The 26333-nt window shown below is 40.4% G+C and carries 23 protein-coding genes and 1 tRNA gene; 13 read left to right on the top strand and 11 right to left on the bottom strand.

What is annotated here, in order from left to right; genetic code table 11:
- The first annotated feature begins 187 nt into the window (after positions 1-187).
- Positions 188-1129 (top strand): substrate-binding domain-containing protein, encoded by a 942-nt coding sequence (locus PNEUHYL_RS11875; protein ID WP_059368581.1) that lies wholly within the window; start codon positions 188-190, stop codon positions 1127-1129.
- A 151-nt stretch (positions 1130-1280) separates the two neighbouring features.
- Here the strand turns inward: PNEUHYL_RS11875 and ispF are convergent, their stop codons facing one another.
- The 3 genes from ispF to ftsB are packed head-to-tail and all read right to left on the bottom strand — an operon-like array spanning position 1281 to position 2718.
- Entirely contained in the window at positions 1281-1760 is a 480-nt protein-coding gene (ispF, locus tag PNEUHYL_RS11870; RefSeq protein ID WP_059368580.1) for a 2-C-methyl-D-erythritol 2,4-cyclodiphosphate synthase, read from the bottom strand.
- Positions 1757-2440, bottom strand: a complete 684-nt coding sequence (gene ispD, locus PNEUHYL_RS11865) for a 2-C-methyl-D-erythritol 4-phosphate cytidylyltransferase (protein ID WP_059368579.1) — start codon at positions 2438-2440, stop codon at positions 1757-1759. Before ispD ends, ispF begins: the two co-directional genes overlap by 4 nt.
- On the bottom strand, positions 2440-2718 hold the full coding sequence (ftsB, locus tag PNEUHYL_RS11860; RefSeq protein WP_059368884.1) for a cell division protein FtsB: 279 nt from the start codon (positions 2716-2718) through the stop codon (positions 2440-2442). The genes ispD and ftsB overlap by 1 nt, the downstream gene beginning before the upstream one ends.
- A 234-nt stretch (positions 2719-2952) precedes the next feature.
- Between ftsB and PNEUHYL_RS11855 the strand changes: the two genes are divergently transcribed.
- A complete protein-coding gene (locus PNEUHYL_RS11855) occupies positions 2953-3774 on the top strand; it encodes a 5'-nucleotidase, lipoprotein e(P4) family (protein ID WP_059368578.1) in 822 nt (273 codons plus the stop codon).
- Positions 3775-3869: 95 nt separating this feature from the next.
- Here the strand turns inward: PNEUHYL_RS11855 and fabR are convergent, their stop codons facing one another.
- Together fabR and oxyR are read right to left on the bottom strand one after the other, a co-directional pair.
- Positions 3870-4505: an HTH-type transcriptional repressor FabR gene (gene fabR, locus PNEUHYL_RS11850; RefSeq protein WP_059368577.1), complete on the bottom strand. Its 636-nt coding sequence runs from the start codon at positions 4503-4505 to the stop codon at positions 3870-3872.
- Positions 4505-5410, bottom strand: coding sequence for a DNA-binding transcriptional regulator OxyR (gene oxyR, locus PNEUHYL_RS11845; protein WP_059368576.1), 906 nt, complete (start codon positions 5408-5410; stop codon positions 4505-4507). The genes fabR and oxyR overlap by 1 nt, the downstream gene beginning before the upstream one ends.
- Before the next feature lie 121 nt (positions 5411-5531).
- Between oxyR and PNEUHYL_RS11840 the strand changes: the two genes are divergently transcribed.
- A complete protein-coding gene (locus PNEUHYL_RS11840) occupies positions 5532-6263 on the top strand; it encodes a glutathione peroxidase (RefSeq protein WP_059368575.1) in 732 nt (243 codons plus the stop codon).
- A gap of 137 nt (positions 6264-6400) precedes the next feature.
- Here PNEUHYL_RS11840 and PNEUHYL_RS11835 read toward each other — a convergent pair whose 3' ends face one another.
- Both PNEUHYL_RS11835 and PNEUHYL_RS11830 read right to left on the bottom strand, forming a co-directional pair.
- Positions 6401-7297, bottom strand: a complete 897-nt coding sequence (locus tag PNEUHYL_RS11835; RefSeq protein WP_059368574.1) for an SAM hydrolase/SAM-dependent halogenase family protein — start codon at positions 7295-7297, stop codon at positions 6401-6403.
- A gap of 154 nt (positions 7298-7451) precedes the next feature.
- A complete protein-coding gene (locus PNEUHYL_RS11830) occupies positions 7452-7925 on the bottom strand; it encodes a DMT family transporter (protein WP_059368573.1) in 474 nt (157 codons plus the stop codon).
- A 193-nt stretch (positions 7926-8118) separates the two neighbouring features.
- On the opposite strand from PNEUHYL_RS11830, the gene brnQ reads away from it, so the two are divergent.
- The 3 genes from brnQ to PNEUHYL_RS11815 all read left to right on the top strand — a co-directional run bounded on the left by brnQ (position 8119) and on the right by PNEUHYL_RS11815 (position 10925).
- Positions 8119-9432 (top strand): branched-chain amino acid transport system II carrier protein, encoded by a 1314-nt coding sequence (gene brnQ / locus PNEUHYL_RS11825; RefSeq protein WP_059368572.1) that lies wholly within the window; start codon positions 8119-8121, stop codon positions 9430-9432.
- A gap of 274 nt (positions 9433-9706) precedes the next feature.
- Positions 9707-10126 carry a PACE efflux transporter gene (locus PNEUHYL_RS11820; protein ID WP_077663976.1) on the top strand — a complete coding sequence of 140 codons (420 nt, stop codon included), beginning with the start codon at positions 9707-9709 and terminating at the stop codon, positions 10124-10126.
- 232 nt (positions 10127-10358) lie between these two features.
- The gene (locus PNEUHYL_RS11815; RefSeq protein WP_059368571.1) at positions 10359-10925 is read left to right on the top strand and encodes an acetate uptake transporter; all 567 of its coding nucleotides are present in this window, start codon (positions 10359-10361) and stop codon (positions 10923-10925) included.
- Between the two features lie 79 nt (positions 10926-11004).
- On the opposite strand, the gene PNEUHYL_RS11810 is transcribed toward PNEUHYL_RS11815, so the two are convergent.
- The 4 genes from PNEUHYL_RS11810 to PNEUHYL_RS11795 all read right to left on the bottom strand — a co-directional run bounded on the left by PNEUHYL_RS11810 (position 11005) and on the right by PNEUHYL_RS11795 (position 14664).
- Positions 11005-12306: a sodium ion-translocating decarboxylase subunit beta gene (locus PNEUHYL_RS11810; protein ID WP_059368570.1), complete on the bottom strand. Its 1302-nt coding sequence runs from the start codon at positions 12304-12306 to the stop codon at positions 11005-11007.
- A 16-nt stretch (positions 12307-12322) separates the two neighbouring features.
- Entirely contained in the window at positions 12323-14137 is a 1815-nt protein-coding gene (gene oadA / locus PNEUHYL_RS11805) for a sodium-extruding oxaloacetate decarboxylase subunit alpha (RefSeq protein ID WP_059368569.1), read from the bottom strand.
- Between the two features lie 36 nt (positions 14138-14173).
- Entirely contained in the window at positions 14174-14446 is a 273-nt protein-coding gene (locus PNEUHYL_RS11800) for an oxaloacetate decarboxylase subunit gamma (protein ID WP_059368568.1), read from the bottom strand.
- A gap of 123 nt (positions 14447-14569) precedes the next feature.
- Positions 14570-14664: transfer RNA gene (locus PNEUHYL_RS11795), tRNA-Sec, on the bottom strand.
- A 70-nt stretch (positions 14665-14734) separates the two neighbouring features.
- Here PNEUHYL_RS11795 and selA point away from each other — a divergent pair.
- The 7 genes from selA to PNEUHYL_RS11760 all read left to right on the top strand — a co-directional run bounded on the left by selA (position 14735) and on the right by PNEUHYL_RS11760 (position 26269).
- Positions 14735-16120: an L-seryl-tRNA(Sec) selenium transferase gene (gene selA / locus PNEUHYL_RS11790; RefSeq protein ID WP_059368567.1), complete on the top strand. Its 1386-nt coding sequence runs from the start codon at positions 14735-14737 to the stop codon at positions 16118-16120.
- On the top strand, positions 16117-17988 hold the full coding sequence (gene selB / locus PNEUHYL_RS11785; RefSeq protein WP_059368566.1) for a selenocysteine-specific translation elongation factor: 1872 nt from the start codon (positions 16117-16119) through the stop codon (positions 17986-17988). The genes selA and selB overlap by 4 nt, the downstream gene beginning before the upstream one ends.
- A gap of 9 nt (positions 17989-17997) precedes the next feature.
- The gene (locus tag PNEUHYL_RS11780; RefSeq protein ID WP_059368565.1) at positions 17998-18900 is read left to right on the top strand and encodes a DUF3298 domain-containing protein; all 903 of its coding nucleotides are present in this window, start codon (positions 17998-18000) and stop codon (positions 18898-18900) included.
- A 160-nt stretch (positions 18901-19060) separates the two neighbouring features.
- Positions 19061-20215: a gluzincin family metallopeptidase gene (locus PNEUHYL_RS11775; RefSeq protein WP_059368564.1), complete on the top strand. Its 1155-nt coding sequence runs from the start codon at positions 19061-19063 to the stop codon at positions 20213-20215.
- Positions 20216-20784: 569 nt separating this feature from the next.
- Positions 20785-23799 carry a TonB-dependent receptor domain-containing protein gene (locus PNEUHYL_RS11770; RefSeq protein ID WP_059368563.1) on the top strand — a complete coding sequence of 1005 codons (3015 nt, stop codon included), beginning with the start codon at positions 20785-20787 and terminating at the stop codon, positions 23797-23799.
- Positions 23800-23952: 153 nt separating this feature from the next.
- The gene (locus PNEUHYL_RS11765; RefSeq protein ID WP_059368562.1) at positions 23953-24750 is read left to right on the top strand and encodes a Slam-dependent surface lipoprotein; all 798 of its coding nucleotides are present in this window, start codon (positions 23953-23955) and stop codon (positions 24748-24750) included.
- Positions 24751-24817: 67 nt separating this feature from the next.
- Positions 24818-26269 (top strand): surface lipoprotein assembly modifier, encoded by a 1452-nt coding sequence (locus PNEUHYL_RS11760; RefSeq protein WP_059368561.1) that lies wholly within the window; start codon positions 24818-24820, stop codon positions 26267-26269.
- The last annotated feature ends 64 nt before the right edge of the window (positions 26270-26333 follow it).

The raw sequence follows: 26333 nt of genomic DNA, 5'->3' as shown, positions 1-26333 counted from the left end.
TTAAAAATGTGATCTTTCTCTCAAAAAGGAAAAAATATAGAAACATAAATATATTTTATCAACTTATTTAATATAAATGAGATATATGTCACAGTTTTTATTATAAAAAATGTTAGACTAATCACACTAGTAAAGATGTTATTCTAGTAAGTAGAACTATTTTAACCACACATAGGGGGAATAAATTATGAAAAAAATGTTCTTACGCAATATAATTTCTGCCAGTTTGCTGATCTTTGCTTTATCTAATAACAGCTATTCAGCAGATAAACCACAAATTGCATTATTAATGAAAACACTAAGTAATGAATACTTTATTTCAATGCAACAAGGCGCTGAAGAAACAGCAAAGAAAATGAATGTTGACTTAACCATTCAAGTAGCAGAGAAAGAAGATTCAACAGAGCAGCTAGTTGGTCTTGTTGAAAATATGATTGCAAAAAAAGTAGATGCAATTATTGTCACGCCTAATGACTCTATAGCATTTATTCCCGCTTTCCAAAAAGCGGAAAAAGCGGGCATTCCTATCATTGATTTAGATGTTCGCCTAGACGCAGAAGCTGCCAAAAAAGCAAATCTAAAATTTAATTACGTTGGTGTGGATAATTTTTTAGGAGGATATTTAGCGGCTAAAAATTTAGTACAGGCAATTGGCGGTAAAGGTAAAATAGCAATGTTGGAAGGAATCCCAGGTGTGGATAACGGAGAGCAACGTAAAGCAGGAGCATTGAAAGCATTTAAGGAATCACCCGAAATTGAAATTGTGGCGTCCCAATCAGCGAATTGGGAGACTGAGCAAGCGCTAAATGTAACAAGTAATATTTTAACTGCTCGTCCAGATATTAATGGTATTTTTGCCGCAAATGATAATATGGCGATCGGTGCAGTTACCGCCGTGGAAAATGCCGGTCTAGTGGGAAAAGTATTAGTAACCGGATACGATGGCATCCCCCTTGCTATTGAATATGTCAAACAAGGGAAAATGCAAAATACCATTGATCAGCTACCGAAAAAACAAGTTGCTGTAGCGATTGAAAGTGCATTAAAGCAACTTAATAAGCAAGATATTCCCGAAGTCTATTATGTTGATCCTGTGGTTGTTGATAAAGAAATATCAAAAAATTACTAATGCAATAAGACAATGTCTAATTAAATTTCAGAGCTCTATTCGAACTGATAAACTACAATCGGCGAATGGTTATCCTTTCAAAATACAAGTTTTAAAAATTAACCCAGTAAAAAGGCGCAATATTTATCAATTGCGCCTTAACTTTATCCAGTTAGATTGATTTCAGAAGTAACACGACAGCTTCACAGGCGATACCTTCGTTTCTTCCTGTGAAACCGAGCTTTTCTGTCGTTGTCGCTTTCACATTGACTTGCTCAATATCGCAGCTCAAGTCATCGGCAATCACCGCTCGCATATCATCAATGTGAGGGCGCATTTTCGGTGCTTGAGCAATGATAGTAATATCTACATTAGCCACTTTATAACCTTTTTCTTTCACTTGGCGAAAGGCTTCTCGAAGTAGCTCGCGGCTGTCAGCATTTTTATATTGCATATCGGTATCGGGGAACAGTTTGCCGATATCCCCCAATGTCGCTGCACCTAACAGCGCATCGGTTAATGCGTGCAAGGCGACATCGCCGTCGGAATGGGCGATAAAACCGGTATGGTAGGGAATGCTAACACCACCGATAATGAGTGGTCTATCTTCGCCAAAGGCGTGTACATCAAAGCCGTGTCCAATTCTTATCATCGTGTTTTCCTTGTTAGATAAAATTCCGCAAGAGCCAAATCTTCAGGTCTTGTTACTTTAATATTATCGCGTCTTCCTGCCACCAAGTGCGGTCGAAATCCAGCAAGTTCCATCGCAGAGGATTCATCCGTAATAACCTGTTGTTGTACCAATCCGTTATAGATTGCCTTTTTCAGTAAATCTGCACGGAAGAATTGTGGTGTTTGAGCTTGCCAAAGCTGTGAACGATCTTCTGTTGTCATTATAGTGCCGCTTGCATCGCTTCTCTTGATCGTATCGGTTACGGGAGTGGCAAGAAGCGCGCCGTGATCGTCATTAATTTCTAACAGTTTATTTAGGTCTGTTTCCGTTAAACAGGGTCTCGCTGCATCGTGTACCAACGCCCAGGCATTTTCTTCAAAAATAGCATTCAGTGCGTTTAAAACCGATTCCGCTCGGGAATTTCCGCCTTCCACAAGTTGGATTTTTTCATGGGAAAGAATAGAGAGCGTGGGGGAGTAGGGGTCATCTTTGCCGAGAGCGACAATAATTCGAGAAATTGCGTGATGATTGAGCATAATACTCAGTGTGTGCTCTAAAATCGTTTTCCCTAAAATGGTTAAATATTGTTTAGGTATTCCCGCTTTCATACGAGAACCGATACCGGCAGCCGGGATAATAGCAATAATTTTTCGTGACATTATTTATGCTCTTTCACAATGTGATAGAAAGTTTCGTTTTCTTTCACCATATCGTGCTGCATTCTGGCGCGCTCTTCTATGGATTCAAACCCTTTTGTCAGCCCCTGAATTTCTGCCGAGATCATTTGATTTCGCTGCACTAACTTTTCATTTTCAGCTTTGTTTTCAGTAATCTGTGTTGACACTTTTTTGTAATCAAAGTAGCCATTTTTGCCAAACCATAAGTTGTATTGAAAGATGGCAAGAATGCCTATAAGAATCGCAATAAATATCCGCATAAACGTTGTCTGAAAGATGGTGAAAAATGCCCATAGTTTATCCTGAAACGACAATAAAGGCGATGGGAAAGTGCGGTCTATTTTTCCTGCGTTTTTGGATTATTTTAATCTTGTATGTGATCTTAATCACAAATTTATGATAATTCATTGTCTATGAAGTGAAATTTCGGCAAATTTTGCATAAAACTTGCTATACTTTTTTTCACTTTATTTTGTCTTTTTGAGGAGAATAAGATGAAAAAAACATTGAAACTAACTGCATTTGCTACGATTTCCGCTTTTGTATTGGCCGGTTGTGCACACAAAATGGATTCACAAGAACACGTACGTGCTCAATTACAGCAACAAGCTGTGTTGGGATTGAACTGGATGCAAGATTCCGGTGAGTATCAGGCGTTAGCCTACCAAGCCTATAATGCGGCGAAAGTGGCATTTGATCAGGCAAAAGTGACAAAAGGTAAGAAAAAAGCGGTTGTCGTCGATTTAGATGAAACGATGTTAGACAATAGTCCTTATGCCGGTTGGCAAGTGCAAAATAATAAGTCTTTCGATGGCAAAGATTGGACTCGTTGGGTTGAAGCCCGTCAGTCCCGTGCAGTACCGGGGGCGGTAGAATTTAATAACTACGTAAACTCTCATAAGGGTAAAGTATTCTATGTCACAAACCGTAAAGACAGTACGGAAAAAGCCGGCACTATTGATGATATGAAACGTTTGGGCTTTACTGGCGTAGAGGAATCCGCATTTTATTTAAGAAAAGATAAATCATCCAAAGCAGAACGTTTTGCCGAAATTGAAAAACAAGGTTATGAAATCGTGCTTTATGTAGGCGATAATTTGGATGACTTTGGTAACTCGGTGCACGGTAAACTCAATGCCGAACGTCGAGATTTTGTGGCAAAAAATAAAGCAAAATTTGGTAAAAACTATATTGTGTTGCCGAATGCAAACTATGGTGGCTGGGAAGGTGGTCTGAAAAAAGACTACTTCAAAGGGGATACCCAAAGTAAAATTAAAGCCCGTTTAGATGCGATTCAGGCATGGGACGGCAAATAGTCTAATCTGTACAAAAAAAGCGTTGGCGATACTCGCAACGCTTTTTTTGTAAAGTTTATTCCTTCAATAGGGGAAAAAGTGCGGTCGGTTTTTTGTCACTTTTTCTCTTTGTTGTGTGCATATTTCTCTTTTTGAGCGGCGAAATCAGCACCTTTTGCCATCATGCGTAATTGTAGAATAACACGTTGTTTTAGCTGTTCGCGTTCTTGTTTACTCATATCTAAGGCATTTGCTCCGGCAGTGAATACAATCGTTACGATACCTTCCGCCTGAACGTAAGCGATATATTGAGGATATTGATTCCGATGAGCAATATATTCCGTAAGTTCGTCCACAAAATGTTTAATTTCACGGGCGGCTGCAGTACGGAATGCTTGGGAAGTGCCTGAGCTTTCCCGTAGTAATAAGCGAAATACGTTTGGGCTGTTGGTGATAAATTCAAAAAAAGTATCAACAGAAACGGAAATTACGCTACCTCCTGCATCAATACGTTTGCGGGCTTGACGCATTAGCTGACGTAAAATCAAGCCTGCCTCATCGACCATTTCTAAACCGAGCTCATCCATATCGCTAAAATGACGGTAAAAGGATGTCGGCGCAATACCAGCTTCACGTGCCACTTCCCTCAAACTCAAATTAGAAAAACTTTTTTCCGCGCTAAGCTGGTTAAATGCGGCATCTACCAATGCGCGGCGCGTTTTTTCTTTTTGAATTGCGCGAATGCCCGCCATTATTTTGCTCCGGCAAGAATAGATTTAACCTTAGAACTGATCGCACTTGCGACACGCTCATAACGATTACGCAGTGGTGAACCCGGTCGATAGACTAATGCGATACTGCGCATCGGCTCGGGAGAATGACATGGAATATATTTCACGCCTTTACGCGAACCTTCGTTTCGTACGGCAAGTTCAGGCATAAATGTAATGCCCGCATTAGCCGCAACCATATTGCGTAGCGTTTCGAGACTTGTTGCTTTAAAATGTGAATCTTCTTTTGCTCCTGCAGTGAAGCAATAATCTAATGTTTGGTGACGCAAACAATGGCCGTCATCCAACATAAGCATTTCTTGGCCGGTAAGCTGCTTCATTGAAAGTTTTTCCTCTTTCGCCAAAGGGTGATCTTCTGAAACAGCAAGTAACATTTTCTCTTCAAAAATAGGAACTTCAATAAATGCCTCGGTTTTTTGGACGCGCGCTAAAATTGCGCAATCCAACCGTCCGGTTTCAAGTTGTTCCAATAATTGATGCGTTTGTGCTTCATACAGAAATATTTCTAAATCAGGGAAGGATTCTTTTAAGGTCGGCACAATATAAGGAAGCAGATAAGGACCGACGGTCGGGATTAATCCGATATGCAACGGCCCTGTCATTTCTTTTCCTTGGTTGCTTGCCATTTCTTGTAGTAGTTTGACTTCACGTAAAACGGTGCGGGCTTGCTCGACAAGAAGCATACCCGATTGGGTAAAAAGAACTTTACGGCTGGTACGTTCTAATAAGACAATGCCGAGTTCATCTTCAAGTTTGCGGATTTGTCCGCTTAATGTCGGCTGGCTCACATTACAAGAATCTGCCGCACGACGAAAATGTTTGTGTTCGGATAATGCGACTAAGTATTCTAAATCACGAATATTCATTGGGAATTTCCTTATAGAAAAAGTCAATCAAAAGAATAGAATCAATTGATTGTAACTATATCACAACTTTGACTATAATCCATGCTCAAATAAGATTCGTGTCAAAAATAAGGAGAAAAATATGGCTTTAATTGATATGACAGGTAAAAAAGTACCGAGTGTTACATTTCATACCCGCCAAGGCGATGCTTGGGTTGATGTCACAACAAGCGAATTATTCGACAATAAAACTGTCGTCGTATTTTCACTCCCGGGTGCATTTACTCCAACCTGCTCATCAACACATTTACCACGCTATAATGAATTAGCCTGTGAATTTAAGGCTGTCGGTGTAGATAAGATTATCTGTATCTCGGTTAATGATACTTTTGTAATGAATGCTTGGAAAGCCGATCAAGAATCTGAAAATATTACCGTAATTCCGGATGGTAACGGTGAGTTTACCGAAGGCATGGGTATGCTGGTGAATAAAGAAAATTTGGGCTTTGGTAAACGTTCTTGGCGTTATTCTATGCTAGTGAGAAACGGCGTTGTAGAAAAGATGTTTATTGAGCCGGAAGAGCCGGGTGATCCGTTCAAAGTATCTGATGCGGATACGATGATGAAATATTTAGTACCGGGGTGGACAGCCAAACCATCGGTTTCTGTTATCACCAAACCGGGCTGTCCGTTCTGTGCGAAAGCAAAAACGTTATTAAAAGCAAAAGGTTATACTTTTGAAGAAATCGTATTAGGCCGTGATGCAAGCACAATTTCTGTTCGTGCAATCACCGGTAAAACCAGTGTTCCACAAGTATTTATCGGTGGTAACTACATTGGTGGTAGCGAAGATTTAGAAAAATACTTTGCCTAAGGTAGGAATGTAAATTTAGCTGATTATTTTAATTTGGAACGTTAACTAAAAAGCCAAACTCTTTGCGGAGTTTGGCTTTTCTATCTTTTTAACAATATACTGAAAAGCGTCAAGACGACTTACAAATTATCGAATCATTATTGGCATTTGTGTAAATCGATATTCCAGTCTGCGCCGGAATAAACACCATGGGTTTTAGAAAAACTATCCATATTCAAGGCAAATGACACATTCAGTAAACTGTTTAAATAAAGCAACGGTTTTCCCTCGTCCACATCACCAAAGCTACTGACATAAGGCATTTTTCCCGTATATTTAACCTGATTACCTTCTTTTATTTCAACGCAAGCCAGATCGCCTTTATTAATACCGGATTGCTCTAATAGTGCATCACTAATATTTGTCCAAATGTTGCCGTACTGAATATCTAAAATAGGAATATTGCCCTTTAAATGCCCCTGCTCTAATACTGCTTTTTGATAGGGAATATCCAACACTTTTTTCTCTAACTCATCCCCTACGTCTTCAAATGAAATCGTACCGGAAGCCAATCTTGCCCCCGTATAAGCATAGACATCACGTCCGTGGAAAGTATAAGATTTTTCAGAGCCGGCAAGGCGATTTTTCTTTTCGTCAATTTCTCTTACGGATTCAATGCCTAAATGCTCCGCAACTAAGGTTAACGAGCCGTTATCGGGTGTCACGAAATAATGCCCTGTCTTGGTTTTCAGGACAACTGATTTGCGATCCGTACCGACACCGGGATCAACGACATTCACAAAAACCGTTCCCGCTTTCCAATAAGGGGCGGTTTGATATAAACGATAAGCCGCCTCCCAAATATTATAAGGTGGAATTTCGTGGGTTAAATCAAACATTTTTAGCTTTTCATCCACTGAAAAGGCGACACCTTTCATTGCTGAGACTGCACCGTCTTTCAAACTGAAATCCGTTTGTAAAACGAGCGCATTGTCGGCAAAAGCCATTTTTGAACAAGCTAACGCGAAGAGAATCGGTAAGAGTTTCTTTGTCATATTTTTCCCCTTATAGATGATGAGACTAAAGAAGACTTTGATATTAATGAATGCAATCGGTTTTTTCAATATTTATTAAAACGATAGCAAAGGGCAAAAATAATTATCTTTGTGAGTGTTTAATGATTTAAATACTATTTAAATTTGACCGTACTTAGCCTTTTATTAAGGCAAGCAACTTATCGCCAAAAAAGTAAAAAATCAGTCCGAACCCAACGATCAGCAAGCCAATTAATTTCGTGATATTAATTTCCCGCACTGGCATACCGATTAAACCAAAATTATCAATAATGGTGGCTGAAAGTAATTGTCCAATAATGATAAAAAATAACATTGCGGTAATACCGAGTTTAGGAGCTAGCAATATCGTGGTAAACACCGCTAATGCACCTAGTGCGCCACCCAAGAATTTCCACCAAGGTTGATGGGGAAGAGCGCTCAAACCTAGCCACAAATCTGTTTTGAATAAGGCAATGAAAAAGAGCAGAATTGTCCCGACCGCAAAGGAAATTAATGTAGCGATAACGGGTTCGTTTCCCACCGCTTTGGCAAGTTGGGTATTAATCGCGGATTGGGATGCCAGTGCCATTCCCGCAATGAATGCAATTAAAATATAAATAAAAAACATAGCTCCTCCAGATAAAGAAAATTATAGAAGTTTTGGTGTAATCGTCAAATTGGAAAAGTCTCATAAAATTAACCGCACTTTATTTCTTTTAGGCTGGTTTTGCTTTATAGCTCAAATTGCTATAACCTCTAATTACAGCCTCTTGTTATCGTGCTATACTCGCCCCCCATTATGTATAGACAAAATGATAATTATGATTAAAAAAGCAGGTTTAACAGGGCTTTTGTTATTCGGTATGTTTTTTGGTGCCGGCAATTTAATTTTTCCACCAAGTTTAGGTGCTCTATCGGGAGAGTGGTTTTGGGCGGCGGTTTTAGGTTTTGTCCTATCCGGTGTCGGTATTGCCATTCTTGCCTTGGTTATTGGAATGTTAAATCCGAAAGGCTATGTAGAGGAAATTTCTCAGAAAATTTCCCCTTGGTTTGCGACCCTTTACTTAGTGATTTTATATCTCTCAATCGGGCCTTTTTTCGCAATTCCTCGAACCGCCACGGTTGCCTATGAAGTGGGCATTTCTCCAATGCTCTCCAAAGGAATGAGCGAAATCGGGTTAGTGGTTTTCACGCTATTGTATTTTGCAGCGGCTTATTTTATATCCCTTAATCCCTCTAAAATTTTAGATAGTATTGGGCGCATTCTCACCCCTATTTTTGCCTTATTAATAGTTATTCTGGTTGTACTTGGGATTACAAAATATGGTGCGAATCCCCCTCAGTCTGCAATTGGGGATTATGCCAAAAGCGCATTTGGTACGGGATTTATTGAAGGTTATAACACGTTAGATGCGCTTGCTTCTGTTGCATTTAGTGTTGTCGCGGTGCAAACCCTAAAACAGCTTGGTTTTAGTTCTCGAAAAGAATATGTGGCGACCATCTGGTTAGTAGGTATTGTGGTAGCGTTAGGGTTTAGTGTGCTTTATGTCGGATTGGCGTATTTCGGCAATCATTTCCCTGTCCCGCCGGAAGTGATGAATAGCAATGTCAATAAAGGCGTGTATATTTTATCTCAAGCCACACAGGCGATTTTTGGTGAGTCTGCTCAATGGTTTTTAGCTGTGATGGTGACAATGACTTGTTTTACCACCACTGCTGGATTAATTGTCTCTACTGCTGAGTTTTTTGCCGACCGTTTTCCTCGTTTTTCCTATCGGGTATATGCCACAATCTTTACTCTACTCGGATTGGCTGTCGCGAATTTAGGATTGAATGCTATTATCCGTTTCTCATTGCCGGTGTTATTGATTCTTTACCCGATTACTATTGCCATCGTGATGTTGGTGATTGTTAATAAATGGTTTGCCCTATCAAAACTTGGTATGCAATTGACTATTGCATTGGTTACCTTAGTTTCCGTAGCCGGTGTATTGGGAGAGCAATTTCAAATTTCAACACTTACGGAATGGGTGAATTATCTTCCGTTTGCTACCGTTTCTTTACCTTGGTTAGTGCCGGCATTAATCGGATTAGGACTTGCGTTATTTTTACCTCACCGACAAAAAGACCTATAAATAGGTAAAAGTGCGGTCGGTTTTTGTTTATTTTATTTCGACAAGTTTGTTCAACATCATCGGCAATTTCTGAGTGTTCCGTGTAAATGTGCCGATGAACGAACGGATCATATTGATGGCATTACCATAGGGTTCACAGGCTAAATCTACATTTAGCATCTATGATTTATCTATCTGGGAAAGTGATGGATATTAACTTTATCCATCATAAATAATTCTCCATTAATGTACTTATCTTGATGAATAAACCGGTTTTATTTATAAGGAATTTATTATGATGACATTAAAAGAACGCTTTTTGCATTCAGCATTATTTGAAATCGGCGCTGTGGCTGTTTCCACTATCGCCATGCTTTTGGTAAGTCCGGAAAAAGGGAGTACGGCACTGGGTGTCGGTATATTAATATCATTGGTTGCGATGGTTTGGAATCTTATTTTTAACAGTATTTTTGACAAGATCTTTACTGCTCCCCGTGAAACTCGCGGTCTTGGCACACGAATTTTCCACACCGTTATGTTTGAAGGGGGGCTTTTGGTGGCAACCATACCGATGATCGCCTACTTTTTGCAACTGACTTTATGGCAAGCGCTGATAGCGGATATCGGGTTGACAATTCTGATTATGGTTTATGCGTTGATTTTCAACTGGATTTACGACCATATAAGATTAAAATTTGTGGGGCAGAAGGCATAAAAAGTGCGGTCGATTTGTAACCTGTTTTTAAAATCGACCGCACTTTTCATTTTACCTCGTGCTTTTCTGCAATATCACCTGGTTTGTTTGCTATTCACTCGTTGTCATTCATCTTCCCCCGAACTTAATCTTTTCTTCATTATTAAAAATTTCTTCATTGCACTATTTATTTATTCATCAATTTCAGCCATAATCGCGCGCCTTACTAGTCTATTATTTTGAGGAAATTTTTATGTCGGCAACAAAAGACGGTTTAGCAAATCCGGGTCCGTTAGGATTATGTGGTTTTGCATTAACCACTTGGTTACTTTGTTTAATTAACGCAGGCGTATTTGATAGCACGAATTTGGGTTTAGTATTCGGCATGGCGTTTGCTTTTGGCGGAACGGCACAAATGATCGCCGGAATGTTTGAATTTAAAAAAGGAAATACTTTCGGCTTTACCGCATTTATCAGCTATGGTGCGTTCTGGTGGTCTTGGGCGTTATTTGTCGCTTTCTTTAAAGGTGAAACTTCCGCACAATTTGTGGGGTGGTATTTAGGATGTTGGGGAACATTCACGTTAATGATGTTCTTAGCCACTTTCCCGAAACCGCGTGCATTACAAGCGATTTTCTTTTTTCTCACACTCACGTTTTATGCTTTAGCAGTCGGTGATGCGACCGGCAACCATGCCATTGTGAACGTAGGGGGATACTTAGGTTTAATCACAGCACTTTGCGCATTCTATTTGGCTGCGGCTGAAGTGTTAAATGAATCCTACGGCAGAACGGTATTGCCAATTGGTGAGAAAAAATAATTTTTAACGGTTGGTTTGAATAAAAGTGCGGTCATATTTTCGAGAGAATTAATGACCGCACTTTTTTTAGGTTAGAACATCACATTCCGGCAATATATTTCAACATCACCCCGGCTGCGATAGCCGAGCCAATCACACCTGCCACATTTGGCCCCATGGCGTGCATAAGTAAGAAGTTCTGATGATCCGCTTCTAACCCTATTTTATTGGATACCCTCGCCGCCATAGGAACAGCGGAAACCCCGGCAGAGCCAATAAGCGGATTGATTTTGTTTTTGCTAAACTTATTCATCAATTTCGCCATTAATACGCCGCTTGCCGTGCCGACACTAAAGGCAATTACGCCGAGTAATAAAATCCCGAGGGTTTGAGGTTGTAAAAATTTATCCGCTACCAATTTTGCCCCGACCGATAATCCCAACACAATCGTGGTAATGTTGATTAAGGCGTTTTGGGTGGTATCGCTTAACCGTTCTACAACACCGCTGACACGCATTAAGTTACCAAAACAGAACATACCCAATAAGGGCGCGGCATCAGGTAAGATCAAGGCAACCAATAACAATAGTATGATTGGAAACAACACTTTCTCACGTTGACTGACAGGACGGAGCTGCACCATACGGATTTTCCGCTCTTCTTCGCTCGTTAAGGCTTTCATTATCGGTGGTTGGATTAAAGGCACGAGCGCCATATAAGAATAAGCCGCCACAGCGATTGCCCCCAGTAGTTCCGGAGCGAGTTTACTGGTGAGGTAAATTGCTGTTGGGCCGTCTGCGCCACCAATAATTCCAATCGCCGCCGCTTGTGGCAAGGTAAAGGAAATGATACCAAGCCAGTTTAATGCCAATGCCCCTAATACGGTGGTGAAAATACCGAATTGAGCCGCTGCGCCTAACAGCAACGTTCTTGGATTGGCAAGAAGAGGGCCGAAATCAGTCATTGCGCCTACGCCCATAAAAATGATTAACGGCGCAACCCCGTAGCCGATAGCCACTTTATAGAATAAGGCGAGAATACCGGCGGTATAGCCCATATCACCGGCTAGACTTTCCAGCTCGGCAATTTGTGAAGGAGAGGCACTATTCAATACCTCTTTAATAGCAGCCGGATCGGCCACCGTGTTAAGTTTTGCAGCAATAATCGCAAGTTGCTGTACCGTGCCTGAGTGGAGCAAATTATCCAATGCCGTCATGGCAATGCCGGCTTCAGGGATATTGGATAATAACCCGCCAAATCCGATAGGCAGTAATAACAAGGGTTCAAATTTCCGAGAAATTGCCAACCAGAGCAGGAGCAAGCTCACACCGATCATAACGGCTTGCCCCCATTCTAGGTGCATAATTCCCATTCCCTTAAACAATGCAATAATACTATCCATATTTACCACCTGCTATTTATGCGATAGTCATTAAAGTATCGCCTACGGTAACAACATCGCCGACTTTAATAGCGATATTTTGGATGACGCCGCCTTTAGAAGCACGAATTTCGGTTTCCATTTTCATGGCTTCAAGAATAAGTAGTACATCCCCTTCTGCGACAGTTTGCCCTTCAGTTGCAACCACTTTCCAAATATTACCGGACATTGGTGCGGTAACCGGTGTGCTTGCACTTGATGGCGTTGGAGCAGGCTGTGGCGAGGCGGTTTGAGCCGTAGGTGTTGTTGGAGTGATATTGGTTACATCACCGCCCTCACTGACTTTTACGACAAAGGCTTTGCCTTCTAATTCCACCGTATAAACTGCCGGTTCATTTGATCTTGCGGTTGAAAGTGCGGTTGGTTTTTCCGCCGTTTTTTCTGTTACTTGGTCGGCAGTCGGTGCAGGCTCAAAGGCGGCTGGATTATTGCGGTTTTCCAAGAATTTCAAGCCGACTTGCGGGAATAACGCCACAATCAGTACGTCATCAATTTCATTTTCTGCAAGTTTGATGCCTTTTTCCTTCGCCAGTTGTTTTACTTCATCGGTGAGTTTATCCATTTCCGGAGCAAGATGATCCGCCGGTCTGTCAGTAATAGGTTGAGCACCTTCTAATACGCGTAATTGCAAGTCGGTATTTACCGCTGCCGGTGTACGACCATATTCGCCTTTTAAAATTCCGACCGTTTCCTTTGCGATCGTTTTGTAACGTTCGCCCATTAAGACGTTAATCACAGCCTGTGTGCCGACAATTTGTGAAGTTGGTGTAACAAGCGGAATAAAGCCGAGATCTTCACGAACACGTGGAATTTCTTGTAACACTTGGTCAAGTTTATCCGAGGCGTTTTGCTGTTTAAGCTGACTTTCAAGGTTGGTGAGCATTCCTCCTGGTACTTGTGCCACTAAAATTCGGCTATCAACGCCTTTTAATTGCCCTTCGAATTTCGCATATTTTTTACGCACGGTCCGGAAATAATCCGCTATTTTTTCCAGTTTAAGAATATCTAAACCCGTGTCATACCCCGTGCCTTGTAAGGTGGCGACCAATGCTTCGGTGGCAGGATGCCCATAAGTTCCGCTCATGGAGGAAATTGAGGTATCAATGCCGTCGGCACCCGCTTCAACACCTTTTAATAATGCCATTTCAGCCATACCGGTGGTGGAGTGGCAGTGTAAATGGAGGCGAATATCGTAGCGTTTTTTGATTTCACTGACTAATTCATAGGCGGACATTGGCGTTAAAATGCCTGACATATCTTTAATCACAAGAGAATCGATACCGATTTCTAATAATTGTTCTGTGGTATCCAGCCAAGTTTGTAAAGTATGCACCGGACTGGTGGTATAACTTAACGTTCCTTGTGCATGCCCGCCTTGTTTACGAACGGCTTTTAATGCCTGTTGCATATTGCGGGGGTCATTCATTGCATCAAACACACGGAAGACGCTCATTCCGTTGATAACGGCACGTTCTACGAAACGATCCACGACATCATCGGCATAATGGCGATAACCTAATAAATTTTGCCCGCGTAAAAGCATTTGCAACGGGGTTTTTGGCAAGGCTTTTTTCAACTCACGCAAACGCACCCACGGATCTTCGCCTAAAAAACGGATACAACTGTCAAAGGTTGCACCGCCCCATGCTTCTAATGACCAATAACCGATATCATCCAATGCAGACGCAATGGGAAGCATATCGTCAAGGCGCATACGGGTGGCGAAAAGTGATTGATGTGCATCTCGCAATACCACATCGGTGATAGCAATTTTTTTATGTTGAGCAGTCATAAAATACCTCTTCCTTAGCCTATTAAATGAAAAATATTATTTTAAACCTTGTTGGCGGCGGTGATGGGCAATCGCCGCAACAATAACCGGACGCAACCGAGACGTATCATCATCGACATTCGACACGGCGGTCGATGGTGTTTGGTTGAGTTGTGATGATGTTGGAGACTTGTTTTCGGGAAAGAATTGATTAATGATTTTCGAGGCAAACTCAATAGCATAGATCAGCAAGAATAGAAAAAAGATAACAAACCCCATTCCCGCAAACATTAAATTAAACCCTTCAAGCATGAGTTCTGAACTTGTCATAATTACTCCCCAGAAATTGAAAATACAATGAATATATTAGTTTTTTTCGATAAAAAAAACTTTGATATAGTTCACAGAAATGAGGAAAAGTGCGGTTGAAATTGGAGGATTTTTGAGAGTATTTGGCGGAAAGTCATGGGAGTCGAACCCACCCGAGAATGCTGGCATTCTCAACAGGATTTGAAGTCCTGCCACCTCACCGGAGATGACGACCTTCCAAGGTTGAAATCGCTGCTACTTTAGCGTAAATTATCTGCCACTTCAACGTTATTTTAAACGGATTCAAAGATGACCGCACTTTTTCAACAGTTGCCGGCGGTTGATAAACTTCTCAAAACCTCACAAGGTGAACGTCTTATTGCTGAATTTGGGCATTCTGCCGTGGTGGCAATGTGTCGGGAATTATTAACACAGGCACGTCAATTTATTCAAAAAAATCATCAACTTCCTGAATATTTTATCCATTTTGACCGCACGTTTGCGGAACTTGAGTATCTTCTGCAACAACAAAATCAAGTACAAATAAAGGCGGTGCATAATCTTACCGGTACGATATTGCATACTAACTTAGGGCGGGCAATATGGGCGAAAGCCGCTCAACAAGCGGCATTGTCTGCGATGCAAGGCAATGTTGCACTGGAGTATGATTTAGAAGAAGGCAAACGGAGTCACCGTGATAATTATATCAGCGAACTTTTATGTTCATTAACCGGTGCAGAGGCGGCTTGTGTCGTGAATAACAATGCGGCGGCGGTGTTTTTAATGCTGGCAACTTTTGCTCAGGGAAAAGAGGTGGTTATTTCTCGCGGTGAACTCATTGAAATCGGTGGGGCGTTCCGTATTCCCGATATTATGACACAGGCAGGTAGCCATTTGGTTGAAGTGGGCACGACCAATCGTACGCATTTAAAGGATTATCGCGCTGCGATCGGTGAAAATACCGCCTTATTAATGAAAGTGCACAGCAGTAATTATCAAATTTTTGGCTTTACTTCATCGGTTTCGGAACAAGAGTTAGTTGAACTTGGACGAGAAATGAATGTACCGGTGGTAACAGATCTTGGCAGTGGGGCATTAATTGATTTAAGCCAATACGGCTTACCAAAGGAACCTACCGTACAAGAGAAGGTCGCTCAAGGGGTGGATTTGATTTCCTTTTCCGGTGATAAACTGTTAGGCGGCGTGCAAGCAGGGATTATTGTGGGAAAAAAAGAATGGATTGCACAACTGCAAGCTCACCCACTAAAACGGGTGTTGCGTTGTGATAAAGTGACCCTAGCCGGTTTAGAAGCGACATTGCGCTTGTATTTAAATCCTGAAAAATTGACGGAAAACTTGCCAACATTACACTTACTGACACAATCTATTGAACAATTACGGATCAAGGCAGAGAGTTTTAAAGTGCGGTTAGCAATGCGATTAAATTCACAGTTTGACATTCAAATTGAGGAAAGTTATGCACAGATTGGCAGTGGTTCGCAGCCAATGGCTCGTATTCCTTCTGTTGCTGTCACGGTTTCTGAAAAAACAAATGGAAAATTAACCGCACTTTCCGAACGTTTCAAAAAACTCCCTCAGCCAATTATTGGGCGAATGGAAAGCGGCAAATTATGGTTGGATGTTCGCAGTGTGGCAGAGATGGAAACCTTATTACAGACGGTGGATAAACTATGATTATTGTCACCTCAGGGCACGTTGATCACGGCAAAACGGCGTTACTAAAAGCGTTAACCGGTACTCATACCGCCCATTTACCGGAAGAAAAAAAGCGTGGTATGACAATTGATCTTGGTTATGCCTATTTGCCTTTTTCTTCCCAAGACGGCTCAAAAACATTGGGTTTTATTGATGTGCCGGGGCACGAAAAATTTCTTTCTAATATGCTGGCAGGGTTAGGCGGTATTCATTACGCCATGCTAATTGTGGCGGCAGATGAAGGCATTGCCGCACAAACTAAAGAACATTTGGCGATTTTGCATCGGTTACAATTTAATGAAATTATTGTTGTGCTAACAAAATCAGATCGAGCAAGTTCGACACAAATCGATACATTAATACAACAAATCAAACAAAATTATGCATTTTTACGTGGGGCGAACTATTTTGTTACCTCCGCCGAAACCGGACAAGGTATTGCAGAGCTGCGTCACTATTTGCAATGCTTGCCGGAATTAGACGACTCACAAAAACCGTTTCGTTATGCGATTGATCGTGTCTTTAGTGTGAAGGGTGCCGGTACGGTAGTTACTGGAACGGCATTTACGGGGGCGGTGAAAATTAATGATGAACTCTATCTTTCCACCGGTCAAAAAGTACGGGTGAAAGCCATTCATGCACAAAATATGCCGAGTGAACAAGGTTTTGCAGGACAACGTTTGGCGCTGAATCTTAATGTTGATCTTGATCGCATACCGACAAAACGGGGGGATTGGCTATTGCAGGATATACCGCCGCAACCAACAGATCGTATTAGTGTACAAATTCAGGCTGAAACCCTGTTAAATGAAAGTCAGTCGGTGCATATTTATCATGCTGCCAGCCGAACCACAGGTAAATTAACGTTGTTGCAAGGCAAAAATGTTGCAGAAAATGACCGCACTTTGGCTGAAATTATCTTGGATTCACCGCTGTTCTTGGCATTCGATGACAAACTCATTATTCGAAGCGGTGATGCAAAAACGCTGCTTGCCGGTGCGCGTGTATTAGAAATTGATTCGCCAAAACGTTATAAACGAACGGAAGTGCGGTTGAATTTTTTGCATAACCTGAGCCTATCGGAAAATGCCTCGCAACGTATTGCATTAATGCTTCAACATCATGCGATAGCGGCAAAACGATTAATGTGGATAGAGCAACTCACCGAAAAACAATTGAATGTTGCTTTGACACAATGCGGGGCGGTGCGCTATCAAGATTGGTGTTTTAATGCCGATTATCAGCAGGAAAAAACACAGCAAATTTTGACCGCACTTAGCACCTATCACGAGCAACATAATGATCAACTAGGGGTTAGCAAAGCCCGCCTATACCGTATGGCGGCACTCAATCAACCAGAAAATTTGATTGATCATTTTATTGATGAAATGCTGGAAACAGGGGCATTGCAGCAAACAAGAGGTTGGTTGCATTTGCCAGCGCATAAAATTCGCTTTACCGCGGAAGAGCAACAATATTGGTCGAATGTGTTGAATGAATTTGAAAAAGCTAACGGACAAGCGGTTTGGGTGCGTGATATGGCAAATGCTTTAGGAACAGATGAAAACTCAATGCGTAATTTTATGTATAAAGCGGGTAAATTGGGCTATCTTACCCCTATTGTCAAAGATCGTTTCTTTTTAACGGAAACTATTTACGCTTATGCACGTCTTATTAAACAGATTGCTGAAGAAGAAGGGAAAACCTCTGTAAATGAAGTGCGTGACCGCCTAAATTTTGGGCGCAAGCTCACTGTTCAACTCATGGAATATTTTGATCGCATAGGGTTTTTACGTCGTAAAGGCAATGATCACATTTTACGTGATGAGAACATATTTGATTTATAAGGAGAAAAAATGAAAAAAACATTAATTTCAGCCGTAGTTTTAACCGCACTTTTAACTACCGGTTGTCAAGATCAAGAGACTCAAGCAAAAATTGACCAGCTTAATCAAACGGTGACACAGCTCACCGCAGAAAATGATCGGTTAAAAGCGGATTTAACCGCTGAAAAAGAACGTGCGGCGAAGACTATTCCCGCTATTTTTGCGGAAAAAGATGTGATATTTGACAAGACGGAAACGTTTAAATATCCACAATCGAAAGGAGATTATGTACCGGAAGAGGGGCGGATTAGTTATTCGATTTCTATGTTGAAAACAAATATTGATTGGTTAAATACGTTGCTATGGGAAGAATTGACTCAAGAAGAGGGGAAAGTGCCTACACGCGACCAATTGGTGGAGAATTACCAGAAGCATTTTGACGAGACCCGCAAAGGTATGATGGAAGAGCCGAGTATTGCGTTTGAAAGCAGTCGTTGGGTTGATTTTATTAGTCAAAAAGAGAAATTAGCCACTTTTGCTATTGGTTATTATGATTATGCCGGTGGGGCGCACGGAACGGGCGGTAATCGTTATTTTACCCTTGATCTGATCTCCCATAAGATATTAAAACTGAACGATTTGTTTGATGCGAAAGCATTACCTCAGGTGAAAGAACTGTTGTGGGAGAACTATACACAAAATGGTTCGGTAAAAGATAATGAAACCTTTACGCGAAAAATCGATTTTAACGTATCCGACAATATTTATTTAGATTCTGAAGGGGTACATTTTATTTATAGCGTCTATGAAATTGCACCTTATGCGGCGGGCGAACCGGATTTAACACTGAATTGGTGGCAATTAAAGGATTTATTAAAATCGGATTTTAAACAACAAAACTATGTGAAATTTGATGAAGATAGAAATGAATAACGATTCGAAGTGCGGTGATTTTTCACCGCATTTTTTTATCATTATTTTTTGTGTCGGGGTAGATAAATTTTATTAAGTGGTTTTGAACAGGATAGAATTATTAATTTAATAACTTAGATTATACTGAAAATAGTACTCTTCTTTGTGGAGTTTATCGTTAATGTTTAGAACATCTAATTTTTTTCTGCTTTTGATATTTTTTAGTATTCCTTTGTCAGCAAAGGATAATAGTATTATTTTAGAAAGAGAAGGAAATGAACTCATTATCCATTACACTATATCTAAAGCCAAAGAAATTAGGGAGGATGAACACTATAAAAATTTATTAGTAAAAGATAAAACATTTACAAAATCAGAAGAAGGAAAGTTCAAGGTTACACTTAATATAAAGCCTGAAGTATCTAAGGATTTTTACGATCCTATTAGGGTTTATAGTAATGGTGATTTTTTATTATATAAAGATTTTTTATTTCTTGAGCGGATTAGATATGATAAATCCGTTTTTCTAGATAAGAAGAAAGATGACTTTCCTAAATTCTCTATAGAGGAAAGAAAAAATTATATTATAGGAGATAGGTTTGTTTTTTGGGGAGATAAAGAGCCTATAAAAATACTTGGTCTGGAAAATCAAGCCTTGAAAGATAATATTCTTCAAGTATATAAGAGAATTTTCAATTACTACAGTGATAACTTTGGAGCCCTTTTTAAGAGAAAACCCATAGTAATTATTGATTTTACTGAGGATGGAGGGGAATTTGATTATAAAGGGGATGCCTTAGATAATTTTTTATCATGTAACATATCAAACTTATCAAAACTAGATAAGAAAAAATATTACAATATGTACATGTTTATTTCACACGAAATATTTCACATATGGAATTCTTATGAACATAATCATAGGGGAAAGGCTTGGTTACATGAAGGAAGTGCAGAATATTTTTCTATGATGAGTTTGTTGGACTTGAATTATATCGAAAAAAATAAGGTAGAATCTTTGAAGAAAATCTATTTGGATACTTGCTTAGATTATTATAAGAAAAATAATACTATAATGAATAACAATAATTCTGAGAACTCAGTTTATATGTGTGGTGCTAGTTTACATATTTTATTAGAAAAACTCGAAAGTAGAGAAATAGTTTTAGATATATGGAAAGAACTACTCAAGAAAGATAAGTATAACTCTGATGATTTTTTTGAAATAATTAATAATCACTCTGCAATTAGTAAAGGAAGAGCTTCCTCAATATATGATTTTATTTATAAAGAAGGCGGAGTTGTTCAAGCAATTGAAGGTTTGAAGCTAAAGTAGCTCTCTAGATTAACAGAAATGGAAAAGTACAGCAGTATCGCCTCTTCAATACCTAGCCGGTTGGTTTTTACATTGTCTTCACAATAAATCAAACGGAGGCTTTGCCTAGTTTAGGTAAACAGTTTGGTTAGAATCGTAGGATTTATGCAGATACTAAATATTTGGTTCAGATTGTAACATTGTCGATCTCTGGTGGTGTGTAAGTTTCATTACTTATTTGATTTGCCATAGGTGGACTTAGATGAATCTACTAGGCTGATGCTCATTATCTAAAACGAAAACTCAACAAGGTTTTCGTTTGTTAATACTATGCTCGTTTCAAAAATACCTTGTCCATTTTTGTAATTGTTCATCATTTTCTATCATTCATTCTTCATTTCATATCATTTCAAGTAACTATTCACTTTTTCAACAATTATGAAAAAACTAATCAAATAGATACATTCGATTTGAAATTTTTCGTTATGGCTTATTGAAGTTACCAATGTAATTCAGTAATATTTAATTTTATTAATGATAATTGTTATCATTAATAAAAATTGCAAATTTACTATCTATAGGAGCCTTAAGTGAAAAACAAAGATATTTATAGAAAGCTACTGATGAGTGCATACGGATTGGCCTCTATTTCCGTTATTCAAGCCTCAGCTACCGAGCAGTTGGATGTTATAGATGTAAGAGCTACTGCCGATCAGAAAGACGAACAAGGTAAAGATGATGTATATCAACGCAATATTACCAATCTCTATGCGGGAAAAGAAACGATCGAACGCTACAAAGGCGCTTCTCCGGCCGATTTATTCCAAGAGTTCAACGGAGTGTATAGTGGTGACGCACGTAATAGCGGCGCAGTCGATCCCAACATTCGCGGCGTACAAGGACAAGGGCGGATTCCGGTTACGATTGACGGCACGGAACAAGCATTGACTACTTGGCGGGGCTATAACGGCGCGAATAACCGTAACTATATTGATCCGAATTTAATCGGTGGTATTACGGTAGAAAAAGGCCCCGATTTGGCATCAGGCAATCAATCGGGGATTGGCGGCGCAGTAAAAATGCGTACGATTGATGTCGATGATATCCTTAAGCCCGGACAGAAAGTCGGTGTAGAACTAAAACTGGAAACCAGCAATAATTCGGTAAAAGAACGGATTCCTGACTTTAAATGGGGGCAGGATTATCGTGTCGTCGGCGACGGCACACCCGGTGATTTTTCTTCCGTTACGCTGGTAAAACCAAAAACGAAAGGCAAATATTTTAAAGATAACGCAATGCGATTGGCTGTCGGCGTAAAAGAAGAAAAATTTGATTTACTTGCCGCCTATGGTTATCGCTCTAAAGGAAACTATTTAGCCGGTAAAGGCGGTGCGAGTAAATATGAAGGCGTAATAGATGAAAAATCCGGGCGGGATTTAAAACAAATCGAACCAAATCTCCCGTTCGCCGCTTCTATTTATCGTCCGCATACGGAAATTCCGAATACCTCAAGTGCCATGGAATCTTACCTATTAAAAGGTTCTCTCCGCCCGACAGATAAACAAACCGTCAAAATGGGCTATCGCCATACCAAAATGACCTACGGTGAAATTATGCCTTCCCGCCTTGATTTCAGCGAGTTTCACGGTTATATCCCGCAATGGCCACTGGCAACAGTCAAACAACAGGCATTTAATCTAGATTATGCCTATAACCCTGATAATCCTTGGATTAATTTTAATGCAGGAATCTGGTACACCCGCGCCATAAGCGATACCAATACTTCAGGCGGTAATCCCCGTGAAGCAAAATCTAAGGATGTCGATTGGACGTTGGCGACCACTCAATGTGTAACGGTAAACCCTGATGCGGTCAATCCTCATGAGTTTTTAGTGCTTGATCGTGATTGCTTGGCCAGAATCGGCGATCCGCTGGTTAAACAAAATCCAAACACTGACGGAAAGTACAATTATGTTAATGCGGCTCAAGTCAATGCTTACAATACCCGACGTGGTATTCATTTAAGCAATACGATGAACCTAACCGATCAGTTAGATCTTACTATTTCTGCCGCGCTTCAAAAAGAACGTTTAACCAGTAGCCACTTTAACGCAACACCAAACCCAAGCAGTACCTATGAAAGCCCGCCTCGTGCCGGTCGCCGTCAGGAATGGGACATCGCATTTAACTTTAATTACCGTCCGACCAACTGGCTAATGCTGACCGCCGGCGCACGTTATAACGAATATTGGTCTTTTGATGATTATTTAAATTATTTGCTCACAAGCGGAGAGCTTTATAAACCTTATCATTATGATGGAGTTGACTATCCGGCAACAGTAAACGTTGCCCAATCTATTTCCTATAAAGAAGTGATGACACAAAAGGAATGGGAGCGCTATGATGAAATTAATAAAAAACTATTTGGACCTGATTCAGAAGTGTGTAAAACGGAAGCATGTGAAAGAGAAGAAGAAAAATTGAGTAAAGAGTTTTGGAAAATAACAGGTGAAGATGATATTCAAGACGGCTATCGTTACCATAGAAAGGGAATAGATCAATATTATCACTCCGATGGGCGGTTACATCGGGAAGATAATCCTTTTTATAATGGCACATTAAAAAATGAAAAAGTCAAACATCCTGTTACCGGCGAAACAGTGGATAAATATCAACGATACTATTCCGGCACATTTGCCAAAAAACTAAAAGACGAAGATAAACTCAAAAAAGTAGAAAAAAAACGGGGTCATGCGTTTTCACCGGCATTTTCCGCCACCGCATTTTTAACTGATAATTCCCGTGTGTATGTGCGTTACACCCAATATGCCCGTATGCCGAGCATCTTTGAAACCACCGTCGGTTTTTCCGCCAGCGCGGATACCTCCGCCCGTTTTAAAAACGCCAAACTAAAACCGGAGAAAGCACGAAATATTGAGCTAGGCTATGTTTATGATTTCAGCAGCTATTTCGATTCACCGACTAAAGCAGATATTAAATTGAACTATTATCATAATGTTACTAAAGACGTTATTGACCGTAATACTGACTTTCGTTTTGTCCAACTGGATAAACGGATATTGGAGGGAGTCGAATTGCAAGCCCGTTATGATAACGGCGATTATTTTGGTGATCTAGGCATTGAATATCATCTAAAAAATAAAGTTTGTGATGCCAATACCGCTGTAGAAATGGATCCCGTGCAACTCCGTGTTCCAACCTGTATGACCGGTGGTTTTGCTTGGGGCTATTTGCGTACCCAATTACAACCCAAATACTCTATTAGTTCAAATTTAGGCGCTCGCTTCTTAGATCGAAAATTAGAGATCGGTAGCCGATGGTTATATCACAGCAAAGCGAAAAATAAAGACGAAGACCGTCTATGGGAATTAAAAGTTCTAGATGGTGGTATTTGGAACCGTCCGATGTCATGGCAACCGGTATTAACTGTAGATGCCTATATTAAATACCAATTTTCACCGAACTTTACTATGGAGCTGACCGGAACCAATTTAACTGATCGTTACTATTTAGATCCGATGACCCGTTCTATGATCCCGGCACCGGGCAGAACCTTTAAATTAGGGGTAACGGCAAAATTTTAGAAGAGCGTTTTTCTTCTAAAGAGAAAAGCGGTAAAACTTTGCAACCAAACAACCGTTTTACCGCTTGATAGGAAGCCATAGGCATTCTGCGTATAAAAAACCTATGGCTGTTAATCGTGGGGATACTCCCACAAAAAACATGGAGATTCTAACATGAAAAAATCAATTTTATCCACCGCACTTTTTGCCACATTAGCTATTGCTACCACCTCTGCCAATGCAGTTGTAACCTCCGGTGTTAGTCAAAAAACAGCATTACAATTACCTGAAAAAGGTTCGGCTGCACATAACGGTTGGTTCCACTCCGATCAAGCCGGATTACCGGGTGTAATAGTTGATGGTGTAAGCAAAAAAGTTACTAGCTTCCAATCTCTTACCAAAATTACTAAAAATACCCAATGGTTAAAAGCCTTTGGCGGCGTCGATAAAAACGGCGTTGTGGTATTAAAAATGAATAATATGCCGAAATGGGTGCCGGGTTTCCATAATCAACTAGGGAATTTCGCCTTTAAAAAAGTGGGGGCGGAAGAACTATATTATGGGGAATGGTTAGCTAGAGACGGAAATATTGATAAAGATCGCGTAGTTTATTATGCCGGAAACAATAAAACCGAAAAAATGCCGACGGGCGGCACCGCGATTTATGACGTAACCGGTATCAATAAAAATACCGAGCTGGATAAAGAACTGTTAAAAGGTCAATTCACGGCTGATTTCAGTAAAAATACGTTAAACGGTTCAATCAGTAAAACGGGATTAACCGTTAAGGTGAATGACGCCAAAATTGATAGTGGAAAGGCTAGCTTTAAAGGTGTAGCAACGGCTAATGGTAAGGTTCGAGGTCTCACTGAAGGGCATTTCTTCGGCAAAGATGCGGCGGCTTTAGCTGGTTATGCCAAATTTAACGGCAATAACCAATTTGATACGGCCTTCGGTGGCACGAAAAAATAGCCTTTTATCGCTTTTATATTTAGGGGGAGGCTTCTCCCCTTTTTTCTCTACCCGAATATGGATTTTTATGAAAAAACGTCATTTTATTTCTATCGGAATGCTTTATTGGCTAACCAGTTCAAGCGCCCAAGCCAATGTGCAAGAACAAGAGGCGCTCAGACTATGGCGACAACATTCTCAGCAATCAGCACAACAGCAGCAGGAACAACGTATTAATAGCGAACAATCGGAAAATGAAATCACTTTAGAAGGCGAGTCTTTTAATGTGGAGAACAATGTTGAAGCCGTCGGACAAGCCTTATATATCGCATTAAACCGCCAACTATGGCAATATGCCGAAAAATTCCTCGCTCAATATGAAAATTTTCCTGATCATCAAGATCAGCTGGTTTGGTTTGCTAAAGGTGCATTAGCCAGAGAACGTGGCGATTTAGTTGAGGCAGAACAATATTACCGTGCATTACTACAAAGTGAACCGGATTTTTTACGCGGTCAATTGGATCTTGCCCGAATTCTGTTTGAAAATAAAAAGAACACAGAATCGACCGCACTTTTTCAGCAACTCGCTGCCCAGCCCTTACCGGACGGCGTACAATTAACTATTCACGATTATCAACAAGCGCTCCAAGAACGGGAAAGCTGGCAACATTCACTTACCATAGGTTATCAATATCATCAAAATATTAATCAATCCTCACAAAAGGAAGTTTGCCTGCTTTATAAGGAAGATCAATGCCTGATTAATCGCCGCTCGCCACAAGCGCTCAATGCCCACGGTTGGCGCTATGATTTTAATACGCAACGTCGCCTGTCTTTAACCGGCAATCACGGATTCATGTTTTACCTAAACAGCTACGGACAATTTTACCCGAAACAGGGAGACTACAATGAAAACACCGTTAAAACCTATGGCGGATACAGTTTTCGTCATGCTAAAACAGATATTACCGTCGCTCCTCTCTTAGAATACAACACTTTCGGAAATCACCGTTATTATCACGGCTGGGGCGGGCACTTTGAGTGGACGCAAACTATTTCACCGCGCCATAGTTGGAATCTCCAATTCGAGCATAAAAAACTTCAATATAGCCAACATTACAGCACATTTAATAAAGCTGATATCAGCTCCTTATTCGGCACTTGGTATTATTTATTTACACCACAAACTACCTTCTTCGGCGGCATTGATTGGTCATCTCGCCGCACAACAGACGATACCCAATCTTATCGTATGCAAGGCATTCGCTTAGGTTTTAATCATCAATTTGATTTTGGATTAAATACCACTTTTTTAGCATTATTGCGACAATATAAGTATCAAGACTACCATGCTGCACTCGAATTAACCCGCAAAGACAAACAGCAAATCTATTTAACCGTCTTAAAAGTACCGAGTTGGAGTTTTAAAGGTATCACTCCGAATTTTGTGCTAAAACATACGCGTAATCACAGTAATGCCGATTATGTTTATAGCTACAAACAAAGTGAAATACAGCTGAATTTTGAGTGGATATTTTAAATTAGCACGGGGAAATTCTATTTCTCCTGAGCTTTTATCATTGTTGGACATTCGGAGAATCTAC

Source organism: Rodentibacter caecimuris, assembly GCF_001019715.1.
In the GTDB taxonomy this organism is placed as follows: domain Bacteria; phylum Pseudomonadota; class Gammaproteobacteria; order Enterobacterales; family Pasteurellaceae; genus Rodentibacter; species Rodentibacter caecimuris.
The sequence above is the reverse complement of the archived record's forward strand: the minus strand, read 5'-3'. Positions and strand labels throughout refer to the sequence as shown.